This is a genomic window from Veillonella montpellierensis (genome assembly GCF_947090115.1).
Taxonomy (GTDB): domain Bacteria; phylum Bacillota; class Negativicutes; order Veillonellales; family Veillonellaceae; genus Veillonella; species Veillonella montpellierensis.
The window spans coordinates 23,730-36,583 of the sequence record NZ_CAMUMS010000009.1 but is presented as its reverse complement, the minus strand read 5'-3'; the positions used below and the strand labels follow the sequence as shown (position 1 = coordinate 36,583).

Genomic DNA, 12,854 nt, shown 5'->3' with positions numbered 1-12,854 from the left:
TCTATACATGGTGCCGAGGACCGGAATCGAACCGGTACGATTGTCTCCAATCGACGGATTTTAAGTCCGTTGCGTCTGCCTGTTCCGCCACCCCGGCATGGGTATTGAGCGGTATAGTTTTTATTTGAATGTGGAGGCGGCACCCAGAATCGAACTGGGGAATAAAGGTTTTGCAGACCTCTGCCTTACCGCTTGGCTATGCCGCCACATTATTGGAGCGGGAAACGAGATTCGAACTCGCGACCCCCGCCTTGGCAAGGCGGTGCTCTACCACTGAGCTATTCCCGCATATACATGGTGCCTCAGGACAGAATCGAACTGTCGACACACGGATTTTCAGTCCGTTGCTCTACCGACTGAGCTACCGAGGCAACTTGGCGACCCCGATCAGATTTGAACTGACGATCTTCGCCGTGACAGGGCGACATGTTAACCGCTACACCACGGGGCCACTTACTTATTACCGCCTAGCTGTCAGCTAAGTGGTACTCTGTAAGTATATATGGTTTAAGGTGTTTTGTCAACAAAATTTTTAATGTTTTTTTTCTCCTCTCCTAGCACACTATTTTCTGAATGACCTGGTAAAATGCAAAGTCTATCATCCCAATTCAGCACACGTTGTAGTGTAGTTTTCAGTTCTTTTTGATTTCCATTGTAATTATCAAAATTACCTATCTGATTACGAAATATGGTATCCCCTGTGAATAAGTATCCTTCGATTTCAATCATCACAGATCCTGCACTATGTCCAGGTGTTTCATGTATAAAAAAATGAAACGGTCCTATGACTAACTCTCCCTTATCAAGCTCCTTACAAGCCGTAGTAATCAATTTTTTATACGCTGATGGGCGCCGTCTAATCACGTGCAACAATTCATGATCGCGCTTATGCAAATAGGCCGGAATCTGATAATACCCACATATATCATCTAATGCGGCTATATGATCACAATGTCCATGTGTTAATAACACTGCTAGTGGTGTCGTATCGCCTACCATTGCTTTAATCTGTTCCCCATGAAAGCCAGGATCAATAATAATCGATACAGATCCTTTTTTGAGTACATAACAATTCGCTTTATATAGTCCTAATGGACGTTTCACAATAGAAATGATAGAAATCACCTCTCATCAATATTTCTACCCACAAACCAATCATATGCTTTCCCCTAATGAAAGTCATCGATGATGGCAAACAATCATCATTGAAGGCAGCCCATTAATGACGTCGTTTCCAAACCACTTTATACCGTTGTGTCCGCGTTTTCGTAAAATATCCTTCCCAAAATGTAGGGTGAAACATAACAAAAAATGTAAATAATTCTAAACGCCCTAGGAGCATATCAACAATGCCTATGCATTTAGCGACACCTGACAAACTTTCAAAGGAATCGGTAGGCCCAAACTCGCCAAAGGCAAGACCCACATTACCTAATAGTCCGGCTACGCATTGAATAGACTCACCTACAGAAATCCCCGTAGCCGTCATGCCCAATATAGATAATGCAAATACCCATAAATAAAGAAAAAAGAATTGATGGGTCATAGCCAACCACTTTTCGGGCATGGGCTTACCATTTACACGAATCGTTTGGACCATATCCGGATGGATTGCTTTTCGCAAATACAGAATGCCACTTTTAAAGAGGAGTATAATGCGAATAATTTTCATGCCCCCCGTTGTGGAGCCACTACAACCGCCAAAAAATGTAGACAACAATAACATAGTTTGCGCTAACGGTGGCCACTTATCATAATCAACTACGGCAAAACCAGATCCCGTTTGCATCGATATGAGTGTAAAAACCGAGTCATTCACAGCGCGGAATAAAGTACTATTCGTTTGAAAATATACTGATATAAATATAACGGAAATGCTCAACGATAAAATAAGAAGATACATTTTATACTCAAAGTCATTCCAAACCGCCTTAACTCCTTTTTTCAAAACACTATAGTAAACGGTAAAATTACCTCCAGCTAACACCATAAATATGATGAAAATATAGCGAACTAGATAATTATCGGTATATAAAAATGCACCATTTTGATTGGGGGCAAATCCCCCTGTTGATACTAATGACATGGCTAAATTAACCGCATCAAATGCACTCAAACCTGCTAACATCAGTAATATGGCACAAATAACTGAGAAAAATACGTAAATGCTCCATAATTTACCAGCCATCGACTGAATGCGCGGCAACACCACACCAGGTCGTGGCACAGACGCTTCTGCATTAAATAGATGTGCCGAGTCAGCTCCTAAATTTTTCAAAAATGCTAATACAAGGACAATAATCCCCATGCCCCCCATCCAATGGAGAAGACTTCGCCACAACACAAATGTTTTTGGTAGGTCATCAACATTGCTAATAATACTGGCACCTGTAGCTGTAATGCCCGATACAGATTCAAATAATGCATTCACTCCTGTATCGATAATGCCACTAAGCAGAAATGGAAGAGCGCCCAGCAACGAGGTTATGACCCATGTGGCTCCTACCACTAAAAAACCATCTCGCAAACTAAACGCTTTCGATGATATACCATAATAATATAAACAACCACCGATACAACCAGCCAAAACAGCAGTTATTAAAAATGATAGATACGGTACTTCAAATATGATACTATACCCGAAAGGAATCAGGAGTAATGCGGAAAATATCAATATTAAGTAACCTAACAATTTCATAACAATTTGAATACGCATAATGATTCTCACTTAATTTATTGCAAATATTTCAATAATTTATTGACGAATTCTGGTAATGTAAAAATAATAATATGATCCCCTTCAAAAACAACAGTAGCCCCTGTAGGAACAATCGTTTTATTGTCACGCACAATAGCTCCTACCAAGCCTTTGCCTGGCAATTTCACATCTTTTAATGCTTTTCCTACGACGGGAGACGTAGGACTAATTTTAATTTCCACTGCCTCTGCCTTAGCACCTTCAAACGTGGATATACTAATCAATCCTTCTCCTTTACGAACAAATCGAAGAATTTCTCCAGATGTTAATAATCGTGGTGAGAACACAACATCAATTCCTACTTGCTCCATAAGAGTAATATATTCAGGTCGTCCTACACGAACTAGTGTTTTAGGAATTCCTAAATGCTTTCCTAATAAGGCCACTAATAAATTTAATTTATCATCATTGGTTAAACAAATCATGACATCGCAGTCTGAAATTTCTTCTGCTACGAGCAAGTCCGCATCCGTGCCATCGCCACAGATGACCATAGCATCCGTCACTTCCATTGCTAACTGTTCACATCGAGCCATATCTTTTTCAATGACTTTAACTTTATAGCCCGCTTTCTCTAACAGTTTTGTTAAATTTCTCCCTATCAAGCTAGCGCCTACAATACATACACGATTGACTAAGGTGCGCGACTCTACAAATAAGGTGCTTTCTAATTCTTCAATGCCTTCTGTGGAACCTAAGAAAAAGACACTATCATTAGGATATAGGCAACTTTCTCCGTGAGGAATAATCATCTCTCCTCCACGCAAGATACCTACCACCAGTACACTCCCAGGAAATTGAATATTTTTTAATGGTTCACCTAAAATAGGCAAGTCATCGCGTACTTTAAATTCCATAAGACGTACAGCACCTTTAGCAAAATCTTCTACGTCCAAAGCAGCTGGTGTTTCCAATATTTGAAATAATTCTTGGGCCGTTACCATCTCAGGATTAATAAATAAATCAACGCCTAGTTGTTCATGAATTAATTCATTTTCTTTAGTTAAATAGTCATTATCACGTATACGTGCAATCGTTTTTGGAATGCCACCAATCTTAGCAATGGCACAGGCTAGCATATTAACTTCATCCGAATCAGTCACAGCAATCAGCATGCCTACATCATCCATCCCGATTTCTTGTAATAGTGATAAACTAGCTCCATTTCCTTGGACAATATTTACATCCAACGTAGTTTTTAATGTGTAAATCCGCTCTTTTGATTTTTCAATAATATAGACATCATGTTCATCTTGTATTAGTCTTTGTGCCAATGAATAGCCAACTTTACCAGCACCAACTACAATAATTTTCATCTACATATCCTCTAATCTCAATTAGTATCTCTATGCGTCATAGTTTCTTTTAAAAAGTTAGATCCTATTTCTGTTAAGAATGTCCATCCATCCTTTTGAACCACTTTCTGTTCTTTCATAAGATGACCTAAGGCACGTTTAAAAGCCGCTTTGCTAATATGAAACGTATCATTAATAATATCGGCTGCCGATTTGTCACTATAGGGCATCTTACCATTACGTATATATAAATAATGCATAATGGTATCTCCATCAGTTACTAAGGCTTTTTCTTTAACTGGTCTCATCGATACATTCACACGTCCATCGTGGCGCTTAAATGTAATGCGTGCAGAGATCATTTCTCCTACTTTAATAGAACCTATCATTTCAGATCGATGCAAAAAAGCAATCCATCGTTCCGGAGTGATAAAAAAAGCCCCATCACTGGTTATATTATACACAGCTCCTTGTACAGTTTGACCGATTTCTGCTTCTGTAGCTGGTTTAGAGGCCCGTCGCATCGCATCATCTACATCCATGGATACGGCTAATCGTCCTGATTTATCTTCATACAGACGTACCCAAACTTTTTCCCCAATTTGTGGCCTACCACGCATTTCTGCATGGGGCATAAAAATTCCCCGTTCTGTCCCCACTTCTACAAAGGCACCAAAATTAGTCGTATTAATCACGTGAGTGTAACCAATTTGTCCTATTTTCATAGCAGGCAATCTCATACTCGCCGTAAGGCGTCCCTTAGGATCCTTATATAAGAATACTTCTACCATATCACCAATAGATACTGGGTGCACTTGTTGATCCTTATGCAATAAAATGTCGTCATTAGTATTGCCCGTCTTTCCATCAAGAAAGGCCCCTTGTTCACTAGTACGCAATACTTGTAATGTGGCAATCGTATTTTCTAATAAAGCACTCGCCATAGATTAAACCCCCTCAAATTCTACTTCTATAGCATCGCTCCAAAGTTGTTCTAATCCATAAAATCTACGCGATTCATCATTCCCAAAAACATGACAAATAATATCGCCAAAATCTAGTAAAATCCACTCTCCTTCACGGTATCCTTCACGATGTAGAACCGTAAGGCCTTCTAATGCAGCCTTATCTTCTATTTCATCAGCAATACTTTGTGATTGTTTACTATTACTTGCTGTGGCAATTAAAAAATAATCACTCATAAATGAAACTGTCTCCATATCGAGTATTTTTATATCAGTCCCTTTTTTATCAAATGCTGCTTGTGCTAAATTTAATGCACTATCTTGGATATCTAATTTGTTTTTCATTATTATATCGTATAGTTACGCACGCTCGTCACTATACGTCTCCTTTCTATGTGTTATCAATAATTATTACTACTATATGCCTTGTTCCTTAGTAAGATCCGTATCCACATCATCTACTTTTTTATTTTTAGAAGAATGAACCACTTCCATTTCATCAGTATTTTCATCTGGAGATACAGTGCCCATCGTAATGCCAATCAACCGTTGTGCATCAGTAGGATTAATGGTCCATACTTCCTGTTCTGATGGCAATACTTCTTTAGTACCTGCCAAAATATAGTAGTGAATATTATCTTGAGGCAATGTACGCAAAGAAAATGCTAAACGCAACATATCAAATGTGCTAATATTAGTTTCATAATGATCCCATATACGCCATATATGCCATAGTTTAGTAATCGTATAGGATGCATCATAGGAATTTAATATGGCTTTCATAAATCGTTCTTGTCGTTGCATACGACCTAACATATCATTGCCATCATCGGCATAGCGCATATAGCCATAGGCACTATCCGCTGACAAAGCCTGATATCCTTTAGCAATTTGAATATCTTGTATGCCACTAGTAGCATCTGTATGGTACATATCCGTTTCCACGAAGAAATCTGGTGTTCCTAATACTTGTAAAGATTGTTTAAAAGAATCTTCATCTACAATCATATAGTATGGAATGGTAATATGAAAAATGTCTTCTACAACAGCCTTTGTAAGATCTATGCCTCCGGTACTATAAATAGTATTAATTGTTTCTGCCGTTTTCTTATCGCGACTTTCAATTTTACTATTTGATGGAATCCCTATAATATCTACATTGTTCTGTTCTTTATTGACAGATACTAAAAATAAAGTATCACCTTGAGTTGGATGTTCATTGTCACGCCCCACAACTAATATATACATGGGCTTATCTAAGGCTTGTTGTTTTAATGGTGTAGTACTCATCGAGGTCTGTGTCTCTGTAGTAGAGGTCGTCTCATTTTTATCAGTAAATAGGGATACCACATGGTTAACACCTGCTATCGTAACACCACAAATAATCAACAAGGCCAATATAATTCCAAATAACCGTTTCCAACGAAACGATGTGGAGCGTCGCTGTCTACGTCGCCGTTTTCGTCGTCGTTGTTGGTCCTTTTCTATTTCTTGTTCTTCCTTATTCATAGAATGCACCCTCACTCACATGACAATGATGAAGTCTGAAAATAATATCATTGCGGCCTAATATAGTGGTGCTATAAATTTCTTTTTTTTGTTGTATTAAAAAAGAAATCGTATTATCATAGCCCCCTAATACAGCTTGATCTAGATCAGTGTTAGCCAATTCTCGCAATCTATCTACCCCGTCAAAATCACGATTCACTTCAATATAATCTGCTACAAATATAATTTTATCTAAGGTTGACATACCTACTTTTCCTGTGGTGTGCACGCGAATAGCTTCGAGTATCTCTGTATCTGTCACATGATAAACATAATTCGCCACAATAGCGCCTACAACACCATGTAGTAAGGCCCCATCTTTCATCATCTGTGAATCGACCACTTCATTCGCCACTTGTAACCATCTATGCATCTCTGCTAATGAAAGTTCTTTAGCACAATCATGTAACAAGCCTGCCAATCTAGCTTGTGTAGGATCCGCACCATAGCGCTTAGCTAGTGTTTCAGCCATATCAGTCACACCTATACTATGTGTAAAGCGTTTCGGTGTGAGTTTTCTCGATAAATCTTGATAAATTTCTTCAAATGTCACTGTCCTAGAACCTTTCTGTTTTCATAGGTAGATGATGCATCACACTAATCTAGATATATCATACACCTATAATAAGTAATATCACTCATACTATTAGATACGCTAAGTCTTCTATACAACAGTCTACGCATAGAATCATTGTATTCACACTTATAATTGATACTCCACTGTATACACAAAACTTGTCTAATCTTCATAGGCCACTAATACGTACTATATTCATACTACGTAATGCCCTATATCTCATATCTAGCAATGTATACATGCCCATACTAGAATACATACGGTCAACAAGACTATGTGCCTATAGATTTTACTAAGTTATATGGTACTGTGCCTATTTCTATATATACAAGTACAGCATAGATAAGAATACTAATAATTAGCACCATTAAGATTGCTTGTCCATACGATATCCACTCATAACGACCTTTATCTGTTTGTATGTATTTATAATATGCTTCTAGCATAGCTATGAATCGCTGTATCACCGTATTTGCCCCTTGCCATGTACATAATATTTATAGGATGTTAAGGCCTGTAATCCCATAGGTCCACGGCTATGCAGCTTCTGCGTACTAATACCAATTTCTGCACCAAAGCCAAACTCAAATCCATCAGTAAAACGTGTAGACGCATTCACATATACCACCGCCGCATCAACAGAGTTCATAAATACTGTCGCTCCTGTTTCATCTTCTGTAATAATGCATTCTGAATGATGTGTGCCATATGTGTTAATGTGTTCGATGGCCTGTGCAAGTGAGTCGACCACTTTGATATTAATCATCAAATCATTATATTCTGTAGACCATGCTATATCACTGGCCAAATTACTTTTATCATAGTAACTGCATACAGTAGTATCACCATAAATAATGACACCCTGTTCTCCTAAGGCCTCGCAAATAGGTAGCAAGCAATCTTCCACTCTATCACGGTGTATCAACAAGGTTTCTACCGCATTACACACCGATGGACGCTGCACTTTTGCATTGATAATAATCGGCAATACTTTCTTATAATCCGCCTGTTCATCTACATAAATATGACATACTCCACTTCCCGTTTCAATGACAGGCACGGTACTTGAGGCCACCACACGTTGAATCAAGCCAGCACCCCCACGAGGTATAGCCACATCAATATATTCCCGTTGTTTTAATAGTATAGGCACCACAGCTCTATCTGTTATAGGTACTAATTGAACCGCTTTTTGGGGAAGTCCTACGTCCACTAATGTTTTTTGAATGAATGCGACAATGGCCTTATTTGTTTCCATCGCTTCTTTTCCACCACGAAGGATAGCTGCATTTCCACTTTTCAAGCATAATACGGCCGCATCTACCGTCACATTGGGTCTTGCTTCATAAATCATAGCTACTACCCCTAATGGTACAGCTTTCTTTTCAATCATTAGTCCATTCGGACGATGAATAGTTTCTAATATACCACCGATAGGATCCTCCAAGGCAGCTACTTGACGTACGCCTTCCACCATCTCTGAAATTCGTTTTTCATCGACCCGCAGGCGATCGAGCATCGTCGTACTTATGCCAGCTAACTTAGCACGCTTCATATCAAGCTCATTCGCCTTAACTATATCACCACTATATCGTTTCAATGTATCGGCTATCGCCAAGACAATGCCATTCCTATCCTCGGTAGACAAGAGTTGCAGTGTGGCGGCGGCTTGTTTTGCTGCTTGTCCCATAGAAGTACAAATAGCAGTATATTCTTTCATTACATCTGTTTCTATGTCCATACTGACTCTACCTCAATATCACTAAATTATCACGATGAATTACTTCATCATATACCGTATTCACTTGCAAAAGTTGAGGAATCATTTTAGTTTGTGCCCCTTTAATCGCATTAATATCATGACACGAATAATTAACAATTCCTCGCGCAATTTCTCTATCCTTATGATAGATGTTAACTGTTTCGCCTTCACTAAAAGTACCTGTCGTACCGATAATACCTGCTGGTAAAATACTCGATCCTTTGTCAAGAACAGCCTTGGCACATCCTTCATCAATGGTAATAGACCCTTTTAATCGGGCCCCAAATGCCATCCATCGCTTTTTAGTATGTGGATGCGTATCGATAGGTAAAAAGTGAGTACCTACCGGTTTGCCTAGTACAATATCACGAATATTTTCTTCTCGTTCGCCAGAAGCGATGACCATGTGAATGCCCGAATTAGTAGCAATATGTGCAGCTTGTATTTTAGTATACATGCCTCCCGTTCCTAATCCAGAGCCGGCACCGCCAGCAATATCATACAAATGAGGTGTAATTGTTTCAACAGTTTCTATGATGGTAGCCGTTCTATCCTTCTGAGGATTCGCCGTATACAATCCATCTATATCTGATAAAACAATTAACAAGTCTGCTTCCACAATGCTAGCTACATGTGCCGATAACTGATCATTATCACCAATCTTAAATTCATCAATGGCTACCACATCATTTTCATTAATAATCGGAATAACACCTAAATTTAACAAGGCCATCAAGGTATTACGCAAATTTAAATAGTGACGATGTGATACGCTATCTTCTCTAGTTAATAATACTTGGCCTACCGTTCTACCATATTCACGAAATAGCTTTTCATACATATGCAATAAAACGCCTTGCCCCACAGCAGCGGCAGCTTGTTTTAAAATCATATCTGTCGGTTTTTTATCAAACCCTAATGGTGCTAGTCCTGCACCTACGGCGCCCGAAGAAACGAGGATCATCTCTTTACCTTGATTGGCTAAATCTGAAATCTCTTTTACCAAGGCTTCCATACGATGTAAATTCAAATGGCCACTCGGATATGTTAATGTACTACTTCCTACTTTAACAACAATACGTTTAGCCTGCTGCAATGCGCCTCTCATATATACACCTCAAATGCTCTACCAGTAACTACTAATTAGGAAGAATAATCTTAGGCTCTTGTTTTGCCTTATAGATAACCCCATTATTGCCAATGACTTGTACTAATTCTGCACCTAGCATATCTGCTAGCGTTTGAAATACATCCTTATCCTCTGGACTATTTGACAAGTTTTTTACTTTAATCAGTTCTCGTGCTAACAAAGCAGCTCTAGCACTATCAATTACGGAATTTTCCAAACCATTCTTTCCAATCATAACAACTGGTGCCATCGTACTTGCCAACGCCCGTAAAAATCTTTTTTGTTTACCTTTCATCATATCTCCTTTACTCTTGGAACGTAAATACTTCATCGCCAATTCGCACTTCATCGCCTTCTTTACAGCCTTTTTCTTTCAATTTTTTATCCAATTCCATATATCGCCAAATGCGTTGGAATCGTCGAAGTGATTGTTCGTCGTCCATATTTGTCATAGCCACAAGTCGTTCAATACGCTTACCAGTGATAACAAATGCTGCATCATCACCTCGTGTAATCACAAATTCCACTTCTGGTTTTGGCTCGTACACAACTACATCCTCATTCGATTCTGGATCCGGCACAAAGTTTTCTACCCAATAATACGCGCGTTCCATTAATTCTGTTAGCCCTTCTCCAGATAGGGCGTTAATAAGAAATACTTCATACCCTTTATGTTCAAAGTATTCTCGTACAGCAGTAATCTGTTTTTCATCTTCAACTAAGTCAATTTTATTCAACGCAATAATTTGCATTTTATGACTTAATTTTTCAGAGTATTTTTTTAATTCCTCATTAATAGCTGCAAAATCAGCTTTAGGATCACGGCCTTCCATCCCCGATACATCAAGGACATGGATTAAAATATTCGTACGTTCTATATGACGTAAAAAATTATGCCCCAATCCAACACCTTCACTGGCGCCTTCAATTAATCCAGGAATATCCGCCATAACAAAACTGCGATGATCTACTAGGTTCACAACACCTAACACCGGTGTCAATGTCGTGAAATGATAGGCCGCCACTTCAGGTTGTGCAGCTGACACTTTTCGCAAAATGCTGGATTTGCCTACGCTCGGATACCCCAATAAGCCTACATCGGCCAATACTTTTAACTCCAATTGTAACCAAAACTCTTCACCTGGTTCACCTTTTTCTGCAAATGTAGGGGCCCGATTCGCACTGGTTTGAAAGTGAATATTGCCTCGACCACCTCGACCACCTTTAGCAATCACAAAGGTTTGTCCATCTTCTGTTAGATCACAAAAAATCTTACCCATTTCTTCTTCCTTAACGACTGTACCCAAGGGAACGGGGATAACCATAGGTTCTGCACCACGCCCATACTTACCTGCACTTTGTCCATTTTCTCCAGCTGGTGCTTTAAATAACCGTTTGTATCGAAAGTCTACCAAGGTATTAATATTTTTATCGGCTTGTAAAATGATATCGGCACCTCTGCCTCCATCACCACCACTAGGGCCTCCATTAGGCACATATTTTTCACGGCGAAAACTACTCATACCATCGCCGCCATCGCCAGCTTTTACAAAAATTCTAGCACGGTCTATAAACATATTGTATTTCCTTTTCTATTCATGTACTAAGTAGGCGGTCAAGCCTATATCCTGTATTCGATAAACCTTAACCGCCTATTACTATTTCTTATCTAAAATTTCTAAACATTTCTGTATTTGACTATCCAATACATCTTTATAACTTGGTCGTTCTCCTTCTGGTAGAGGAAATTCTACATCTGGTTGAATCCCGATTCCATCAATCACTCTATCATTAGGTGTATGATATTTAGCAATGGTTACTTTAATACCTTCACCGCCAACACTAGGCAATACGGTCTGTACCGTACCTTTACCATAACTAGTAGTGCCAACGATAGTTCCCACTTGACGGTCTTGCACCGCACCAGCAATAATTTCTGATGCACTAGCAGATCCTTTATTAATTAATACCGTCATAGGAATGGATGGTTCTACCCCTTCAGATTCATAGTAATCAATCGTACCCGTCCGACTTTGCACCGTTACTAATATGCCTTTAGGAATGATATAATTAGATACTTCTTGTGCTACATTAAGTAATCCACCTGGATTGTTTCGTAAATCCAATACTAATTTTTTCATTCCTTGTTTTTGTAATTCTTCATAGGTACGTGCAAAATCTTTGCCCGTATCTTCTGCAAATTGACTAATTCGTATATAACCTACATCAGGTGTTAACATTTTACCTTTTACAGTAGGTAATTTTATTTGTTCTCGAATTAAATCAATATCTTCCATACCACCATTATGAACAACCGTTAACGTTACATGCGTATTAGCCTCACCACGGATTAAGCTAGCCGCTTCATTAAGTGGCATTGACGTAATATCTTTGCCATCAATTTTAATAATTTTATCGCCACTTACAATCCCGGCTCGATCCGCTGGTTGGTCTTCAATAACACTCATAGCCTCAAGTCCACCTGATTCAGCAGCTCCCAAAACTATACCAACGCCACTATATGTACCAGATGTGGCCGATAACAATTCATGAAATTCCTCTCGATTCATATACATACTATGTGGCTCATTTAGTGATTCCATCATACCTTTTAAAGCACCCGTAAATAAGGCATCTTTAGTTACTGGTGTCATAAAAAACTGACTTGCTGTATAGTAGGTAAAGAAGAATTTCACCGCTCCCAATGGAGAGCCCGATATATACCAAAAAGTAAGCCACATCACGACTATACCCGATATGAGAACTTTTAATACTCTATATATCCAAATTCTACATTGTTGTAAATATTTCCTATTCATA

General features: G+C 38.9%; 12 protein-coding genes and 5 tRNA genes. All 17 read right to left on the bottom strand.

Features of this window, described 5'->3' with window-relative positions; genetic code table 11:
- Positions 1 to 8: 8 nt before the first annotated feature.
- Positions 9 to 97: transfer RNA gene (locus tag P6940_RS05825), tRNA-Leu, on the bottom strand.
- 34 nt (positions 98 to 131) lie between these two features.
- Positions 132 to 206: transfer RNA gene (locus P6940_RS05820), tRNA-Cys, on the bottom strand.
- A 7-nt stretch (positions 207 to 213) separates the two neighbouring features.
- Positions 214 to 288, bottom strand: a tRNA-Gly gene (locus P6940_RS05815).
- A 7-nt stretch (positions 289 to 295) separates the two neighbouring features.
- Positions 296 to 371 (bottom strand) — tRNA-Phe (locus tag P6940_RS05810).
- A 4-nt stretch (positions 372 to 375) separates the two neighbouring features.
- Positions 376 to 451 (bottom strand) — tRNA-Asp (locus P6940_RS05805).
- Positions 452 to 507: 56 nt separating this feature from the next.
- Positions 508 to 1,104 carry an MBL fold metallo-hydrolase gene (locus P6940_RS05800; RefSeq protein WP_277293470.1) on the bottom strand — a complete coding sequence of 199 codons (597 nt, stop codon included), beginning with the start codon at positions 1,102 to 1,104 and terminating at the stop codon, positions 508 to 510.
- A 115-nt stretch (positions 1,105 to 1,219) separates the two neighbouring features.
- Positions 1,220 to 2,716, bottom strand: coding sequence for a TrkH family potassium uptake protein (locus P6940_RS05795; RefSeq protein ID WP_277288488.1), 1,497 nt, complete (start codon positions 2,714 to 2,716; stop codon positions 1,220 to 1,222).
- Between the two features lie 17 nt (positions 2,717 to 2,733).
- Entirely contained in the window at positions 2,734 to 4,074 is a 1,341-nt protein-coding gene (gene trkA, locus P6940_RS05790) for a Trk system potassium transporter TrkA (RefSeq protein WP_038152443.1), read from the bottom strand.
- A 17-nt stretch (positions 4,075 to 4,091) separates the two neighbouring features.
- Positions 4,092 to 4,997, bottom strand: coding sequence for a CvfB family protein (locus P6940_RS05785; RefSeq protein ID WP_038152446.1), 906 nt, complete (start codon positions 4,995 to 4,997; stop codon positions 4,092 to 4,094).
- A 3-nt stretch (positions 4,998 to 5,000) separates the two neighbouring features.
- Complete coding sequence (gene rsfS, locus P6940_RS05780; protein ID WP_038152447.1) at positions 5,001 to 5,363, bottom strand: ribosome silencing factor; 363 nt, start codon at positions 5,361 to 5,363, stop codon at positions 5,001 to 5,003.
- 72 nt (positions 5,364 to 5,435) lie between these two features.
- On the bottom strand, positions 5,436 to 6,527 hold the full coding sequence (locus P6940_RS05775; protein WP_038152449.1) for an LCP family protein: 1,092 nt from the start codon (positions 6,525 to 6,527) through the stop codon (positions 5,436 to 5,438).
- Positions 6,520 to 7,119 (bottom strand): bis(5'-nucleosyl)-tetraphosphatase (symmetrical) YqeK, encoded by a 600-nt coding sequence (gene yqeK / locus P6940_RS05770; protein ID WP_038152451.1) that lies wholly within the window; start codon positions 7,117 to 7,119, stop codon positions 6,520 to 6,522. The genes P6940_RS05775 and yqeK overlap by 8 nt, the downstream gene beginning before the upstream one ends.
- A gap of 487 nt (positions 7,120 to 7,606) precedes the next feature.
- A complete protein-coding gene (locus tag P6940_RS05765) occupies positions 7,607 to 8,863 on the bottom strand; it encodes a glutamate-5-semialdehyde dehydrogenase (RefSeq protein ID WP_038152497.1) in 1,257 nt (418 codons plus the stop codon).
- A gap of 28 nt (positions 8,864 to 8,891) precedes the next feature.
- Positions 8,892 to 10,013, bottom strand: coding sequence for a glutamate 5-kinase (gene proB / locus P6940_RS05760; RefSeq protein WP_277293469.1), 1,122 nt, complete (start codon positions 10,011 to 10,013; stop codon positions 8,892 to 8,894).
- A gap of 31 nt (positions 10,014 to 10,044) precedes the next feature.
- A complete protein-coding gene (gene yhbY, locus P6940_RS05755) occupies positions 10,045 to 10,329 on the bottom strand; it encodes a ribosome assembly RNA-binding protein YhbY (RefSeq protein ID WP_028257441.1) in 285 nt (94 codons plus the stop codon).
- 10 nt (positions 10,330 to 10,339) lie between these two features.
- Positions 10,340 to 11,611 (bottom strand): GTPase ObgE, encoded by a 1,272-nt coding sequence (gene obgE / locus P6940_RS05750; protein ID WP_028257440.1) that lies wholly within the window; start codon positions 11,609 to 11,611, stop codon positions 10,340 to 10,342.
- Positions 11,612 to 11,692: 81 nt separating this feature from the next.
- Positions 11,693 to 12,853 carry a S41 family peptidase gene (locus tag P6940_RS05745; RefSeq protein ID WP_028257439.1) on the bottom strand — a complete coding sequence of 387 codons (1,161 nt, stop codon included), beginning with the start codon at positions 12,851 to 12,853 and terminating at the stop codon, positions 11,693 to 11,695.
- Position 12,854 lies beyond the last annotated feature (1 nt).

Bases quoted from the DNA above. Each gene is read 5' to 3' on its own strand.
- P6940_RS05795 (WP_277288488.1), bottom strand. From the start codon at position 2,716: ATGCGTATTCAAATTGTTATGAAATTGTTAGGTTACTTAATATTGATA.
- trkA (WP_038152443.1), bottom strand. From the start codon at position 4,074: ATGAAAATTATTGTAGTTGGTGCTGGTAAAGTTGGCTATTCATTGGCA.
- P6940_RS05785 (WP_038152446.1), bottom strand. From the start codon at position 4,997: ATGGCGAGTGCTTTATTAGAAAATACGATTGCCACATTACAAGTATTG.
- rsfS (WP_038152447.1), bottom strand. From the start codon at position 5,363: ATGAAAAACAAATTAGATATCCAAGATAGTGCATTAAATTTAGCACAA.
- P6940_RS05775 (WP_038152449.1), bottom strand. From the start codon at position 6,527: ATGAATAAGGAAGAACAAGAAATAGAAAAGGACCAACAACGACGACGA.
- P6940_RS05765 (WP_038152497.1), bottom strand. From the start codon at position 8,863: ATGAAAGAATATACTGCTATTTGTACTTCTATGGGACAAGCAGCAAAA.
- proB (WP_277293469.1), bottom strand. From the start codon at position 10,013: ATGAGAGGCGCATTGCAGCAGGCTAAACGTATTGTTGTTAAAGTAGGA.
- yhbY (WP_028257441.1), bottom strand. From the start codon at position 10,329: ATGAAAGGTAAACAAAAAAGATTTTTACGGGCGTTGGCAAGTACGATG.
- obgE (WP_028257440.1), bottom strand. From the start codon at position 11,611: ATGTTTATAGACCGTGCTAGAATTTTTGTAAAAGCTGGCGATGGCGGC.
- P6940_RS05745 (WP_028257439.1), bottom strand. From the start codon at position 12,853: ATGAATAGGAAATATTTACAACAATGTAGAATTTGGATATATAGAGTA.